At 71.5% G+C, this 12,932-nt stretch carries 11 protein-coding genes and 1 pseudogene; 9 read left to right on the forward strand and 3 right to left on the reverse strand.

The features are described 5' to 3' along the window. Positions 1-249: 249 nt before the first annotated feature. The 8 genes and pseudogenes from ACIBU0_RS30540 (at position 250) to meaB (ending at position 9,218) form a co-directional block, all read left to right on the forward strand. A complete protein-coding gene (locus tag ACIBU0_RS30540; protein ID WP_398824832.1) occupies positions 250-1,881 on the forward strand; it encodes a cellulase family glycosylhydrolase in 1,632 nt (543 codons plus the stop codon). Between the two features lie 158 nt (positions 1,882-2,039). Then, the gene (locus ACIBU0_RS30545) at positions 2,040-2,294 is read left to right on the forward strand and encodes an EF-hand domain-containing protein (protein WP_398824834.1); all 255 of its coding nucleotides are present in this window, start codon (positions 2,040-2,042) and stop codon (positions 2,292-2,294) included. Positions 2,295-2,388: 94 nt separating this feature from the next. Continuing rightward, positions 2,389-3,042, forward strand: coding sequence for a hypothetical protein (locus ACIBU0_RS30550; RefSeq protein ID WP_398824836.1), 654 nt, complete (start codon positions 2,389-2,391; stop codon positions 3,040-3,042). Positions 3,043-3,046: 4 nt separating this feature from the next. Continuing rightward, positions 3,047-3,496, forward strand: coding sequence for an RDD family protein (locus ACIBU0_RS30555; protein ID WP_398824838.1), 450 nt, complete (start codon positions 3,047-3,049; stop codon positions 3,494-3,496). A gap of 49 nt (positions 3,497-3,545) precedes the next feature. Further along, positions 3,546-3,938: pseudogene (locus tag ACIBU0_RS30560) on the forward strand (hypothetical protein); the annotation flags it as partial. 281 nt (positions 3,939-4,219) lie between these two features. Further along, the gene (locus ACIBU0_RS30565; protein WP_398824840.1) at positions 4,220-6,028 is read left to right on the forward strand and encodes a methylmalonyl-CoA mutase family protein; all 1,809 of its coding nucleotides are present in this window, start codon (positions 4,220-4,222) and stop codon (positions 6,026-6,028) included. Continuing rightward, positions 6,028-8,226, forward strand: coding sequence for a methylmalonyl-CoA mutase (gene scpA, locus ACIBU0_RS30570; RefSeq protein WP_398824842.1), 2,199 nt, complete (start codon positions 6,028-6,030; stop codon positions 8,224-8,226). Before ACIBU0_RS30565 ends, scpA begins: the two co-directional genes overlap by 1 nt. After that, the gene (gene meaB / locus ACIBU0_RS30575) at positions 8,226-9,218 is read left to right on the forward strand and encodes a methylmalonyl Co-A mutase-associated GTPase MeaB (protein ID WP_398824844.1); all 993 of its coding nucleotides are present in this window, start codon (positions 8,226-8,228) and stop codon (positions 9,216-9,218) included. Before scpA ends, meaB begins: the two co-directional genes overlap by 1 nt. A gap of 56 nt (positions 9,219-9,274) precedes the next feature. Here the strand turns inward: meaB and ACIBU0_RS30580 are convergent, their stop codons facing one another. Then, a complete protein-coding gene (locus tag ACIBU0_RS30580) occupies positions 9,275-10,090 on the reverse strand; it encodes a methyltransferase domain-containing protein (protein WP_398824846.1) in 816 nt (271 codons plus the stop codon). 168 nt (positions 10,091-10,258) lie between these two features. Between ACIBU0_RS30580 and ACIBU0_RS30585 the strand changes: the two genes are divergently transcribed. After that, a complete protein-coding gene (locus tag ACIBU0_RS30585) occupies positions 10,259-10,867 on the forward strand; it encodes a hypothetical protein (protein ID WP_398824848.1) in 609 nt (202 codons plus the stop codon). A gap of 14 nt (positions 10,868-10,881) precedes the next feature. On the opposite strand, the gene ACIBU0_RS30590 is transcribed toward ACIBU0_RS30585, so the two are convergent. Together ACIBU0_RS30590 and ACIBU0_RS30595 are read right to left on the reverse strand one after the other, a co-directional pair. Beyond that, positions 10,882-11,763, reverse strand: coding sequence for a PhzF family phenazine biosynthesis protein (locus ACIBU0_RS30590; RefSeq protein ID WP_398824850.1), 882 nt, complete (start codon positions 11,761-11,763; stop codon positions 10,882-10,884). A 352-nt stretch (positions 11,764-12,115) separates the two neighbouring features. Beyond that, positions 12,116-12,808, reverse strand: coding sequence for a hypothetical protein (locus tag ACIBU0_RS30595; protein WP_398824852.1), 693 nt, complete (start codon positions 12,806-12,808; stop codon positions 12,116-12,118). Between the last annotated feature and the right edge of the window lie 124 nt (positions 12,809-12,932).

The following is a 12,932-nucleotide window of genomic DNA, read 5'->3' on the forward strand; positions in this document are numbered from 1 at the left end:
CCTGTGCCGAGAAGGATTCCCCCACCCTCCACCCGCGTCTTGACGCGTCAATGACAAGGATGGCTTGATAGCTCATGGGAGCGCTCCCACCCGTCATGCACTTCCGTATGCCCCGGGGCCCGGAGATTCCGGCGATACGAGTGATCCGGGGGACCCGTGATACCGGCCGCCGACGGCCCGTCGGCGGCTGTCACCCGCACGGCACGCACCGTCTCACCCCTCGAATCCATCCCACCCTTCGGAGCCGCCATGAGATCGCGCACCCCCACCGCTCCACGGCTGGCCGTCGTCGTGGCCGCCCTTCTCGGCCTGCTCGTCCCCCTGCTCTCCTTCGCGACGCCCGCCCAGGCGGCGGCCACCGGTCTCCACATTCAGAACGGCCGGCTGCTGGAGGCGAACGGCAGCGATTTCGTGATGCGCGGCGTCAACCACGCCCACACCTGGTACCCGGGCGAGACGCAGTCGCTGGCCGACGTCAAGAGGCTGGGTGCCAACACCGTCCGCGTCGTCCTCTCCGACGGCCACCGCTGGACCAGGAACAGCGCCGAGGACGTGGCGGGCATCATCGCCGAGTGCAAGGCCAACCGGCTCATCTGCGTGCTGGAGGTGCACGACACCACCGGCTACGGAGAGGAGTCCGCGGCCGGGACCCTCGACCACGCGGCCGACTACTGGATCGGCCTGAAGGACGTGCTCACCGGCCAGGAGAACTACGTCATCATCAACATCGGCAACGAGCCCTGGGGCAATACCGATCCCGCCGGCTGGACCGAGCCCACGACCGCGGCCGTCGAGAAGCTGCGCGACGCCGGGTTCGCCCACACGATCATGGTGGACGCACCCAACTGGGGCCAGGACTGGCAAGGCGTCATGCGCGCCAACGCCCAGGCCGTCCACGACGCCGACCCCACCGGCAACCTGATCTTCTCGATCCACATGTACAGCGTCTACGACACCGCGCAGGAGATCACGGACTATCTGAACGCCTTCGTCAACGCCCGACTGCCCATTGTCATCGGCGAGTTCGGAGGACCGCCCGACCAGTACGGCGACCCGGACGAGGACACCATGATGGCCGCCGCCCAGCAGCTCCGGCTCGGCTACCTGGCCTGGTCCTGGAGCGGCAACACCGACCCGGTCCTCGACCTGGCGATCGACTTCGACCCCACCCGGCTCAGCTCCTGGGGCCGACGCGTCTTCAACGGCGCCAACGGCATCGCCGCCACCTCGAAGGAAGCCACCGTCTACGCCTCGGGCGGGGGCGACACCACTCCCCCGACCGCGCCCGGGACACCGACCGCCTCCGCCGTGACCTCCTCGTCCGTCACCCTGAACTGGACCGCCGCGACCGACGCCGGCGGGGTCACGGGCTACGACGTGGTCCGCGTCAGCGGCGCGACGGAGACCGCGGCCACCTCCACGACGAGCTCCTCCGCCACGGTCACCGGCCTCGCCCCCGCCACCTCCTACACCTTCGCCGTCTACGCCCGCGACGCCGCCGGCAACCGCTCGCCACGCTCCGGCACGGTGACCGTCACGACGGCCTCCGCAGGCTCGCCCACGACGTGCGGGGTCGGATACCGGGTGACGAACGAATGGCCCGGCGGCTTCCAGGCCGAGGTCGTCATCCGCAACACCGGCAGCTCCGCGATCAACGGCTGGACGCTGCGCTGGACCTTCCCGGACAGCCAGCGCATCAGCAACCTGTGGGGCGGCACCGCGACGCAGAGCGCCACCGAGGTGAGCGTCGCCTCCGTGTCGTACACCGCGAGTATCGCCCCGGCGAGCTCGGTGACGCTCGGCTTCACGGCCACGAAGGGCAGCGCGAACCCCATCCCCACGGCCTTCACACTCAACGGCTCCAGCTGCTCGCTGTCCTGACCGTCCCCAGGTCCTGAGCCGCCCCACTCACTCCGCGGATCGCGCACCCTCTGATCCGAATGATCTGGGCATCGAGGGAACCCGCGCGGCCGCGGAGGCGTTCTTGTCTGGTGACGGGGTGGGCCGGCTCGCCTGCCGACAGGAACGGAGGCGACACGATGAGCGACAAGGCTCGGAAGCTGTTCGAGGCGCTCGACCTCGACCACAACGGGACCCTGACCCGCATAGAGGTGATCACCGCGTTGCGGACGAAGGGCCCGTCTCTGGCCGCCTCAGGAGATCTGCCGGTCTGGGCGGTGGGCGACGACGACGCCTCCTCGGCGCTGTTCGACGCCGCCGACCAGAACGGCGACGAGGTGCTGACGCTGGAGGAGTTCGCGGCGGTCGTGGACCGTCGTTTCGGCTGGTCCTGACACCGAACCGGCCACGGCCGGGCGCCCTTCGACACGGTGCGGTTCACCCCCGGCGGGTGATGCGACCGAGTCGGCACCGTGCTGCGCTGGTGAGATGGGCTGGTCTGTCGTGAACCCCCTCGACATCGCGGGGCGTGTGACGCGGTACGCGCTGGGATCCGCCGGCTTCGTGGCCGACCTTGCGCTCCGCACGGTGACCGCCGCGGTCGTGGACCGTCTGGATCTCGACGGCCTGGCCGCCCGCATCGACGTGAACCGGGTCGCCGACCGGGTGGACGTGATGCGCGTCGCCGGCCGCGTCGACGTCGACGCGATGGCCGACCAGGTGGACGTGAACCGCGTGGCCGACCGCGTGGACGTGAACCGCGTCGCCGATCGCGTGGACGTGCCTCGCGTCGCCGAGCGCGTCGACGCGGACACCGTCGCGGCACGGGTCGACGTGGACGCCATCGCCGCACGCATCGACGTGGACGCCATCGCGGCACGGATCGACGTCGACCGGATCGCCGCACGCGTGGACGTCGACGCAGTGATCGCCCGGGTCGATCTGGTGACGCTCACCAGAGCCGTGCTGGAGGAGATCGACCTGGGGCGGATCGTGCGGGAGACGAGCGGCGGGATGGCCGAGGAGACGGTGGACGCGCTCCGGTCGCGGACCGTACGGGCCGACCGGGCGGTGAACCGCGTCGCCGACCGGCTGCTGCACAGACCCGTCACCGCCCCCGAGCGGACCGACCTCACGGGCTGACGCCGTGCCGCAGGACCACCGGGAACGGGACCCGGAGAGCGACACGGCGGGAGTCGTGTCGAGGTGCCTGGCGGGTGTGGTCGACGCCTTCGTGGTGGTCGGGATCGGTCTCGCCGTGCAGGTCGCCATCGGCGGTGTGCGGCTGCTCGTCGACGGGCCCCCCTTCCGGGTCCCGGACCCGCCCTCCTGGCTGACCGGTGTCGGCGGCTGGGTCCTGGCCGTGCTCTATCTGGGCGTCTGCTGGGCCGTGACCGGAGGCACCGCAGGCGACCGGCTGCTGGGCCTGCGGGTCGCCCGGCGTGCCGGGCGGCTGCTCGGCACGCCGCGCGCGCTGCTGCGTGCCGCGCTGTGCGTGACCTTTCCCGTGGGGCTGCTGTGGATCCCGCTCAGCAGACGCCGCGCGTCGCTCCAGGACCTGGTCGTCGCCAGCGCCGTCCGGTACCACCGGTACTGACGCGCGGTGGTGTCATGACGCGTACGTCGGTCCGCGCTCGACCCTCTTCTTGAGAGCGAGTCACCTTCGGGTCTTCGGCCCCAAGGTACAGCCGCCGCCCGCTCGAACCAGGTCCTGCGCACCGCTCCAGGCCGAACTCGGCTTCCTCGGCCACCGTTCGGTCGCGGTGGACCGGCCCGGCCACGGATTCGGCGCCACCTGCCCGCGCGCCCGGCAGACGCCCCGGGATCCCGAAGGGCTCGCCACGGCACCCGGAGCGATCAACGGCGTCACGCTCGCCGACAACGCCGCGCACCTGATCGGGATCCTGGACCGGGCCAGGCGGAAGGGCCCGGTGATCCTCGGCTCGCGCAGCCGCGGCGGCATCACGGCCACCGCCGCGGCCGACGCAGCCACCGCCACGGCCAACGCACGCCCGGACCTCGTCGACCGCATCGCCCACGGCCGGGAACCCGGCATGTGCGTCCGACCGACAGCATGAGCCCGCCCCTCGCCCTCCAGGAGCGGCTGATCCGCGAGGGCGACGCCTGGCCGACCGACCCGGCATCGGCGGCCCGGATACTGGGCGAACTCGCCGGGTCCCCCACCCTTCCCCGACGGGACGCGACACCTCGCAACTCCGGGCTGCGGAGCGCGAAGAGGCCGAGGTCACAGCCACAGAGAGGGCAAGGTCACAGCCGTGCCCCCTGCTGCTCCTTTGCGCCTCTGGCCTAGCATCCGAGCATGACGGTCCTGCCTGACGACGGGCTTGAGCTGGCCGCCGAGTTCCCTGACGTGTCCCACGAGCAGTGGCAGCGCCTTGTTGCGGGCGTGCTGCGCAAGTCGGGCAAGGACGTCGAGGGAGCCCAGGCCGAGGAAGCCCTGTCCACCGCGCTGGAGGACGGGCTGCGCACCCGGCCTCTGTACACCGCGCACGACGCCGCGCCCGATGCCGGCCTGCCCGGATTCGCCCCCTTCGTACGCGGGAGCCGCGCCGAGGGGAACACGGTGGGCGGCTGGGACGTACGCCAGCGGCACACCACGGCCGACGGCGCCGCGGTCCTGGGGGACCTGGAGAACGGCGTCACGTCGCTGTGGCTGGTCGTCGGCGAGGGCGGCATCCCGGTGTCGTCGCTCGGCGGCACCCTGGAGGGTGTCTACCTCGACCTGGCCCCCGTCGTCCTCGACGCCGGGCGCGACGCCGAGCCCGCCGCGCGCGCGTTGCTGCGGCTGTACGAGGAGCGCGGTGTCGCCAAGGACGCGGCGCGCGGCAACCTGGGCGCCGATCCGCTGGGTCACGAGGCCCGTACCGGGCAGTCGTACGACTTCCCGGCGGTGGCCTCTCTCGCGCGGCTGTGCGCCGAGGAGTACCCGGGGCTCCGGGCGCTGACCGTGGACGCGTTGCCGTACCACGAGGCCGGCGGTTCGGCCGCGCAGGAGCTGGGCTGCTCGCTGGCGACCGGTGTCGCGTATCTGCGGGAGCTCACCGAGGCCGGGCTGAGCGTCGAACAGGCCTGTGGGCAGCTGGAGTTCCGGTACGCGGCGACCGCCGACCAGTTCCTGACGATCGCCAAACTGCGGGCCGCGCGCCGACTGTGGGCGCGGGTCGCCGAGGTCTGCGGGGCGCCGCAGGCGGGGGCGCAGCTCCAGCACGCCGTGACGTCGCCGGTGATGATGACGCGCCGCGACCCGTGGGTGAACATGCTGCGCACGACCATCGCCACGCTGGCCGCCGGAGCGGGTGGTGCCGAGTCCGTCACCGTGCTGCCCTTCGACCACGCCCTCGGTCTGCCGGACGGGTTCGCCCGGCGCATCGCCCGCAACACCTCGACGATCCTCATCGAGGAGTCGCACCTGGCCCGGGTCATCGACCCCGCGGGAGGCTCCTGGTACGTGGAGCGCCTGACCGACGAACTCGCGCGGGCCGGCTGGGAGTTCTTCCAGCGGATCGAGCGCGGCGGCGGCCTCGCGACCGCCCTTCGCTCGGGGCAGCTGGGGCAGGACCTCGCCGACACCTGGCAGGCCCGGAGCGGCAAGCTCGCCAAGCGGCGTGAACCCGTCACCGGCGTCAGCGAGTTCCCGCACCTGGGCGAGAAGCCCGTGGAGCGGCAGCCGGCCCCCGAGCCGCCGTCCGGCGGGCTGCCGCGCGTGCGCCGCGACGAGGCGTACGAGGAACTGCGCGCCCGCTCCGACGCCCACCTCGCCGCGACGGGCTCCCGTCCGCGGATCTTCCTGGCCGCCCTGGGACCGGCGGCCGCGCACACCGCGCGCCTCACGTTCGCCTCGAACCTCTTCCAGGCGGGGGGCATCGAGCCCGTCACCGAGGGCACGTTCGAGGACAGCGGCGCCTCGGAGGTCTGCCTGTGCTCCAGTGACGCCCTGTACGAGGAGCAGGCGGCGACCGTGGCCGCCGACCTGAAGGCGGCCGGTGCCTCGCACGTGTTCCTGGCCGGCCGTCCCGGTGAGTACGCCGGTGTCGACGCGTACGTCTTCGCGGGCTGTGACGCCGTCGCCGTACTGTCCGCCACCCTTGACCGCATGGGAGTGTCCTGATGACCGCCCCCTTTGGCCCCTCCGTCCCCGACTTCTCCGGGATCGAGCTGGGGACGCCTTCCGCCGACGGCGGCGCCGACGAGTGGCGTACGGCCGTCAAGAGGGCGGCCGGTGGGGACGACCTGCTGTGGGAGACCCCGGAGGGCATCCCGGTCAAGCCGCTGTACACCGGGCAGGACCTGGAGGGCCTGGACTTCCTGGGCACGTACCCGGGTGCCACGCCGTATCTGCGCGGCCCGTACCCGACGATGTACGTCAACCAGCCCTGGACGATCCGCCAGTACGCGGGCTTCTCCACCGCCGAGGAGTCCAACGCCTTCTACCGGCGCAACCTGGCGGCCGGTCAGAAGGGCCTGTCGGTCGCCTTCGACCTGCCCACGCACCGCGGCTACGACAGCGACCATCCGCGGGTGACCGGTGACGTCGGCATGGCGGGCGTGGCCATCGACTCCATCTACGACATGCGGCAGTTGTTCGACGGGATCCCGCTGGACAAGATGTCGGTGTCGATGACGATGAACGGCGCCGTGCTGCCGGTGCTCGCGCTCTACATCGTCGCCGCCGAGGAACAGGGCGTCGCGCCCGAGAAGCTGGCCGGGACCATCCAGAACGACATCCTCAAGGAGTTCATGGTCCGCAACACCTACATCTATCCGCCGAAGCCGTCGATGCGGATCATCTCCGACATCTTCGCCTTCACCTCGCAGCGGATGCCCCGCTACAACTCCATCTCGATCTCCGGCTACCACATCCAGGAGGCCGGTGCGACGGCGGATCTGGAGCTGGCGTACACGCTCGCGGACGGCGTGGAGTACATCCGGGCGGGCCGTGAGGCGGGCCTGGACGTGGACGCGTTCGCGCCCCGGCTGTCGTTCTTCTGGGCGATCGGCATGAACTTCTTCATGGAGATCGCCAAGCTGCGGGCGGCGCGCCTGCTGTGGGCGAAGCTGGTGAAGCAGTTCGACCCGAAGAACACCAAGTCCCTTTCGCTGCGCACCCATTCGCAGACCTCCGGCTGGTCGCTGACCGCGCAGGACGTGTTCAACAACGTCACGCGCACGTGCGTCGAGGCGATGGCGGCCACCCAGGGCCACACCCAGTCGCTGCACACCAACGCCCTCGACGAGGCGCTCGCGCTGCCCACCGACTTCTCGGCCCGCATCGCCCGCAACACGCAGCTGCTGATCCAGCAGGAGTCCGGCACCACCCGGGTCATCGACCCCTGGGGCGGCAGCGCCTACGTGGAGAGGCTGACGTACGACCTCGCGCGCCGGGCCTGGCAGCACATCCAGGAGGTCGAGGCGGCGGGCGGCATGGCCAAGGCGATCGACGCCGGTATCCCCAAGCTGCGCATCGAGGAAGCCGCGGCCCGCACCCAGGCCCGTATCGACTCCGGGCGCCAGCCGGTCATCGGCGTGAACAAGTACCGGGTGGAGAACGACGAGGCGATCGAGGTCCTGAAGGTCGACAACTCCTCCGTGCGCGCCCAGCAGATCGAGAAGCTGCGCCGGCTGCGCGCGGAGCGGGACGAGCAGGCGTGCCAGGACTCGCTGGACGCGCTCACCCGGGCCGCCGGGGGCGAGGGCAACCTGCTGGAGCTGGCGGTGAACGCGGCCCGCGCGAAGGCGACCGTGGGCGAGATCTCCGACGCCCTGGAGAAGGTGTACGGTCGGCACGCGAGCCAGATCCGTACGATCTCCGGCGTGTACCGCAACGAAGCAGGAGAGTCCCCGTCCGTGGACCGCACCCGCGCCCTGGTGGACGCCTTCGAGGAGGCCGAGGGCCGCCGTCCGCGCATCCTGGTCGCCAAGATGGGCCAGGACGGCCACGACCGCGGCCAGAAGGTGATCGCCACCGCCTTCGCCGACCTCGGCTTCGACGTCGACGTCGGCCCGCTGTTCCAGACCCCGGCCGAGGTGGCCCGCCAGGCCGTCGAGGCGGACGTGCACATCGTCGGCGTGAATTCGCTGGCGGCCGGTCACCTCACCCTCGTACCGGCGTTGAAGGAGCAGCTGGCCGAGGAGGGACGCGAGGACATCATGATCGTGGTCGGCGGGGTGATCCCGCCGCAGGACGTGCCGACGCTGCTGGAGATGGGCGCGGCGGCGGTGTTCCCGCCCGGCACGGTCATTCCGGACGCGGCACACGATCTGATCACGCGGCTGGCGGCCGACCTCGGTCACGACCTGCAGAGCTGATGGCAGCCATCGATCTCGACACGTATGTGAAGGGTGTTCTCGACGGCAAGCGGGCCCTGGTGGCCCGCGCCATCACCCTCGTCGAGTCCACGCGCCCGCACCACCGGGCGCTGGCACAGCAGATGCTGACGGAGTTGCTGCCGCACAGCGGCCGGGCCCGGCGGATCGGCATCAGCGGAGTGCCGGGCGTGGGCAAGTCCACGTTCATCGACGCGTTCGGCACCATGCTGACCTCGCTCGGTCACCGGGTCGCCGTGCTCGCTGTGGACCCGTCCTCCACCCGTACGGGCGGGTCGATCCTGGGCGACAAGACCCGCATGGAGCGCCTGGCCGTGGACCCGGCCGCCTTCGTACGCCCCTCCCCCAGCGCAGGCACGCTGGGCGGGGTCGCCAAGGCCACCAGGGAGTCCATGATCGTGATGGAGGCGGCGGGCTATGACGTGATCCTGGTGGAGACGGTCGGCGTCGGCCAGTCGGAGACCACGGTCGCGAACATGGTCGACTCCTTCCTCCTCCTCACCCTGGCCCGCACGGGCGACCAGCTCCAGGGCATCAAGAAGGGCGTCCTGGAACTGGCCGACGTCGTCGCCGTCAACAAGGCGGACGGCCCGCACGAGCGCGACGCCCGCGCGGCGGCCCGCGAACTGGCGGGCGCGCTACGGCTGATGCACGGCAAGGACGCGTACTGGACGCCGCCCGTGCTGAGTTGCAGCGCCCGCGAGTCGACCGGCCTGGACACCGTGTGGGAACGCCTCGAACAGCACCGCACGCTCCTCGATTCCACCGGCCGCCTCACCGCCAAGCGCCGCGACCAGCAGGTCGACTGGACGTGGAGCATGGTCCGTGACGAACTGCTCGGCCGCCTGTACGCCGACCCGGGGGTCAAGGCCGTCGCACCGCTCCTCGAACAGCAGGTCAGGGACGGCGAGTTGACGCCCACTCTGGCGGCCGAGCGCATTCTGGGGGCGCTCGGGAGCCCGGAGTCCTGCTGAGCTTCTCAGGGCCTCCTCAGCCCCCGGTACCTGAGCCTGATCGCGGAGTCCGGACCTCAGTCCTCCGGGCGGCGCCCCCAGGCGGAGATCATCGGCGCAAGGGCCAGGTCGAGGCCGCCCGCCGCGATGTTGGCCAGGTGGCGGTCGATCTCGTCGTCGGTGGCCAGCCCCGCGACCACGAGCTGGTCGCGGACCTGGTGGACGGTGGCCTCCTCCAGCACGGTGCACGCGGGTGAGGTAACCGGGAAGTAGGCGTCGGCCTCGACGTCGACCAGCCCGGCCTCGCGCAGCAGCCGCGGCAGCTTGCGTCCGTACTCCAGATCAGCGCCACGCTGCCGCAGCAGTTCGCGGAAGCCGCGGCGCATCCTGTTGGCCAGCTCCTGCTCGGGACCGTACTCGTCGGGGCAGATCAAGGGCTGCAGCGCCGGGTCGGCGTCCTCCAGCACCAGCCATCCGCCGGGGCGCAGCGCCTTGACCATGGACCGCAGGGCCTTGTCGCGCTCGGCGACATGGACCAGGACGAGGCGGGCGTGGATCAGGTCGAACGGCCCCCCGGCCGGGGGCGCCTCGGCCGCCACGTCATGGCGCAACACGTCGAAGCCCGCGGACTCTCTCATCCAGGAGGTGTTGATGTCGGTGGCCACCACGTGCCCGGTCGGACCGACGCGCGCGGCCAGCCAGTCCGGCACGGTGGGCCCACCTGCGCCGACCTCCCAGCATCGCCACCCCTCACCGACGCCGACCGTCTCGAAATGGCGGAACGTCGACGGGTCGAAGAGCACCGACAGCGCGGTGAACCGCAGCCCGGCCTCGGCCTGCCGATTGTCCAGGAGGTATCCCTTGCCGGAAGTGTCCTGTGCGTTCCGTTCCATGGGCCGATCATCGCACGGGGGCACGGGGGCGCCGGAGATGTCGTTGACATGTTCAAAACACCCCCTTTACCATCCGGCCTACGAGAAAGCGCTTTCCGCTAGCCCTGTTCCGTCGCCCCCACGACGGCCAACCCCCACCACGCTCACCCCCCACAGGAGGAACCCTCCATGAGCACCCCTTGGCGCAACAAGGCGGTCGTGGCCGCGCTGGCGGCCGCCCTGCTGGCCGCCCCCGGCATCGCGCAGGCCGCTGCGCTCACCCCCGCACCGGCATCCCAGGAACGGGTGTCGGCGGCCGACATCACCTGGACCCTGGAGCGGGCGGGCAACCCCACCCAGGACCAGCAGAGCGCCTACGACCTCATCACGCGGGCCATGAACGCCGCCGTTGCCCGCTACAACAACCTCAGCGACCTGGGCAAGACCATCACCGTCCGCTACGACCCGGGTGTGCCCACCGCCGACGGCAACCTCAACGGAACCATCCGCTTCGGCAGCAACCGCGGCTACATGACCGAGCGGACCGCTCTGCACGAGATCGCCCACACGATCGGCGTGGGCACCAGCGCGGGCTGGTCGAGGCTCGGCGGGAGCGGCACCTGGACCGGCGCGCAGGCCACGGCGCTCGTCCGGCAGTTCGACGGTGCGAGCGCCAGGATATCCACGGGCGGCGGCCACTTCTGGCCCTACGGCCTGAACTACGACAACGAGTTCTCGAACACGGCGGCCGACCGCCACGTCCGGATCGTCGCCGCGATGGTCCGCGACGGCCTGTGAGGTGAGGGGGCCCGTCAGCGCGGCATGCGCGTACCCGTGCCGCCGACCCGGACCTTCGGGTCACCGGCGCGCAGGGTCACGGTCAGTACACCGGGCCTGCCCATGTCCTCGCCCTGGTGCAGGGTGAGCACCGACTCCGGGGGCACCAGGGCGAGTTCACGCGCATAGGCGCCGAACGCGGCGGCAGCGGCACCCGTGGCCGGGTCCTCGACGACGCCGCCGACCGGGAAGGGGTCGCGGACGTGGAAGACGGTGTCCGCGGCGCGCCACACCAGCTGAACGGTCGTCAGGTCGAGCTTCCGCATCAGGGTGGCGAGCCGCTCGAAGTCGTACGACAGGTCCGCGAGCCGTTCCCGGGTTCCGGCGCCCAGCACCAGATGCCGGGCGCCGGCGAAGGCGATGCGGGGCGGCAGCAGCGGGTCGAGGTCGGCCGACGGCCAGCCCAACGCCGCCAGCGCCTCGGCCAGTTCCTCCGGGGCGATGTCCTCGATCCGGGGCTCCACGCTCGTCAACGTCGCCCGGAGCGTGCCGTCGGCGGCGCCGCTGACGGTCACCGGCACCGTGCCGGCAGGTGTGGCGAAGACCAGATCTCCCGGGCCGATCCGCTCGGCCAGGGCCACGGCCGTGGCGATGGTGGCATGGCCGCAGAAGGGCACCTCCGCCCGAGGGCTGAAGTACCGCACGGTGAAGGCCCGTCCGGGCTCCCCGGCCAACCCGTCGGGCGGCCCGGTCAGGAACGCCGACTCGCTGTATCCCAGCCGTGCGGCGATCGCCAGCATCGCGGCGTCGTCGAGCCCGGAGGCGTCCAGGACCACGCCCGCCGGATTGCCCCCGTCCGGCTGGGACGAGAACGCGGTGTAGTGCAGCACATCGACATCCGGCTCATTCATCGTCATGCCTGACGACAACCAGCGCACCGGGGCGCGGATTCCCGGCCTGCGTCCGCCGTTGCGCCGGAACGTGGCCGAAGCCGGTGCGGCGGGTGGAGATATGGAACATGCGTCTGCCCGGGCCGCATCGCACGCCGCAGCCCGCGCACTGACCCTCGCGTCGCCCGCCTGGGCCGCGGCCCAGGCCGATGCCACCGCCCCCTCCGCGTCACCGGCACCGGCACCGGCACCGAGGGCGACTCGGTCATGACCCGGACCCAGTGGGTCCAGGTCATGGGCCGTCGCATGCGGCGCCACCGTCGAAGCCGACGGACAGGTCATCAGCCTCGCGCTGTGACCGACTGCCGGGGGCGGAGGCTCAGAGCTGCACCAGAGCGTTCAGGTTCTCGTGGCCGATGCCCGGCCGGTGGAGTGCGAGCCAGCCGTGGTCGCGCATGAGCGTGGTGGTGCCGAGGGTGCCGGGATCGACGGACAGCCGCCCGCAGGCGTCGGCCACGCCCGTCATGCTCTCGCCGTCGGCGTCGAGTTCCTCCCAGGGCAGCGGGTCGCCGATCGGCTCCGCGCCGCTCTCCGCCGCGCACAGCCGACGGATGCGGCCCTTCTCGGCGACCACCCAGACATCGGATCCCCCGGCCGCGTCCTCGAAGAACATCTGCGCCTCGCCGCAGTGGGAGCTCAACCGCTCCACCGCGCCCATCCACTCGTCCCAGTCGAGTCCCACCAGGTCGGGCAGGTTGCCGAAGATCAGCCGCCAGCCGTCCAGTTCGGGCGTGATGAAGGTGGGGAGTGCATCGTCGCGGAACGGCAGGTCCCCGACGTCGGCTCCCTCGTCCAGCGTGACCGGGAACCGGTCGTGGAGGCCGAGCGCCTCGAAGAGCCCTTCGTACGTCGCGCCGGGGACCGCGTACCACCAGCCTCGGGTGTCGAGAGGAAAGGGCGTGTCATCAACGGACTTGAGGCGCGCACGGCGTTCCAGGAGTGCCCTGTCGCGTGCGTCGAGGTGATCGGTCGAACCGGTGGCGATCAGTTCGCCCAGCCTGCTGCGGGTCATGGCGTCGATCCTATGCAGCGCAGTTGATTCAGCGGCCTGCGAAGGCTGTCAATGTTGTGCACTTTATTGACGGCGGTCATCCCACAGCCTACCTTCGCGGTGTCCTTCCCCCGGTCAAGGGAGA

Origin of the sequence: Streptomyces sp. NPDC049627 (assembly GCF_044465645.1) — a bacterium.
Lineage (GTDB): Bacteria > Actinomycetota > Actinomycetes > Streptomycetales > Streptomycetaceae > Streptomyces.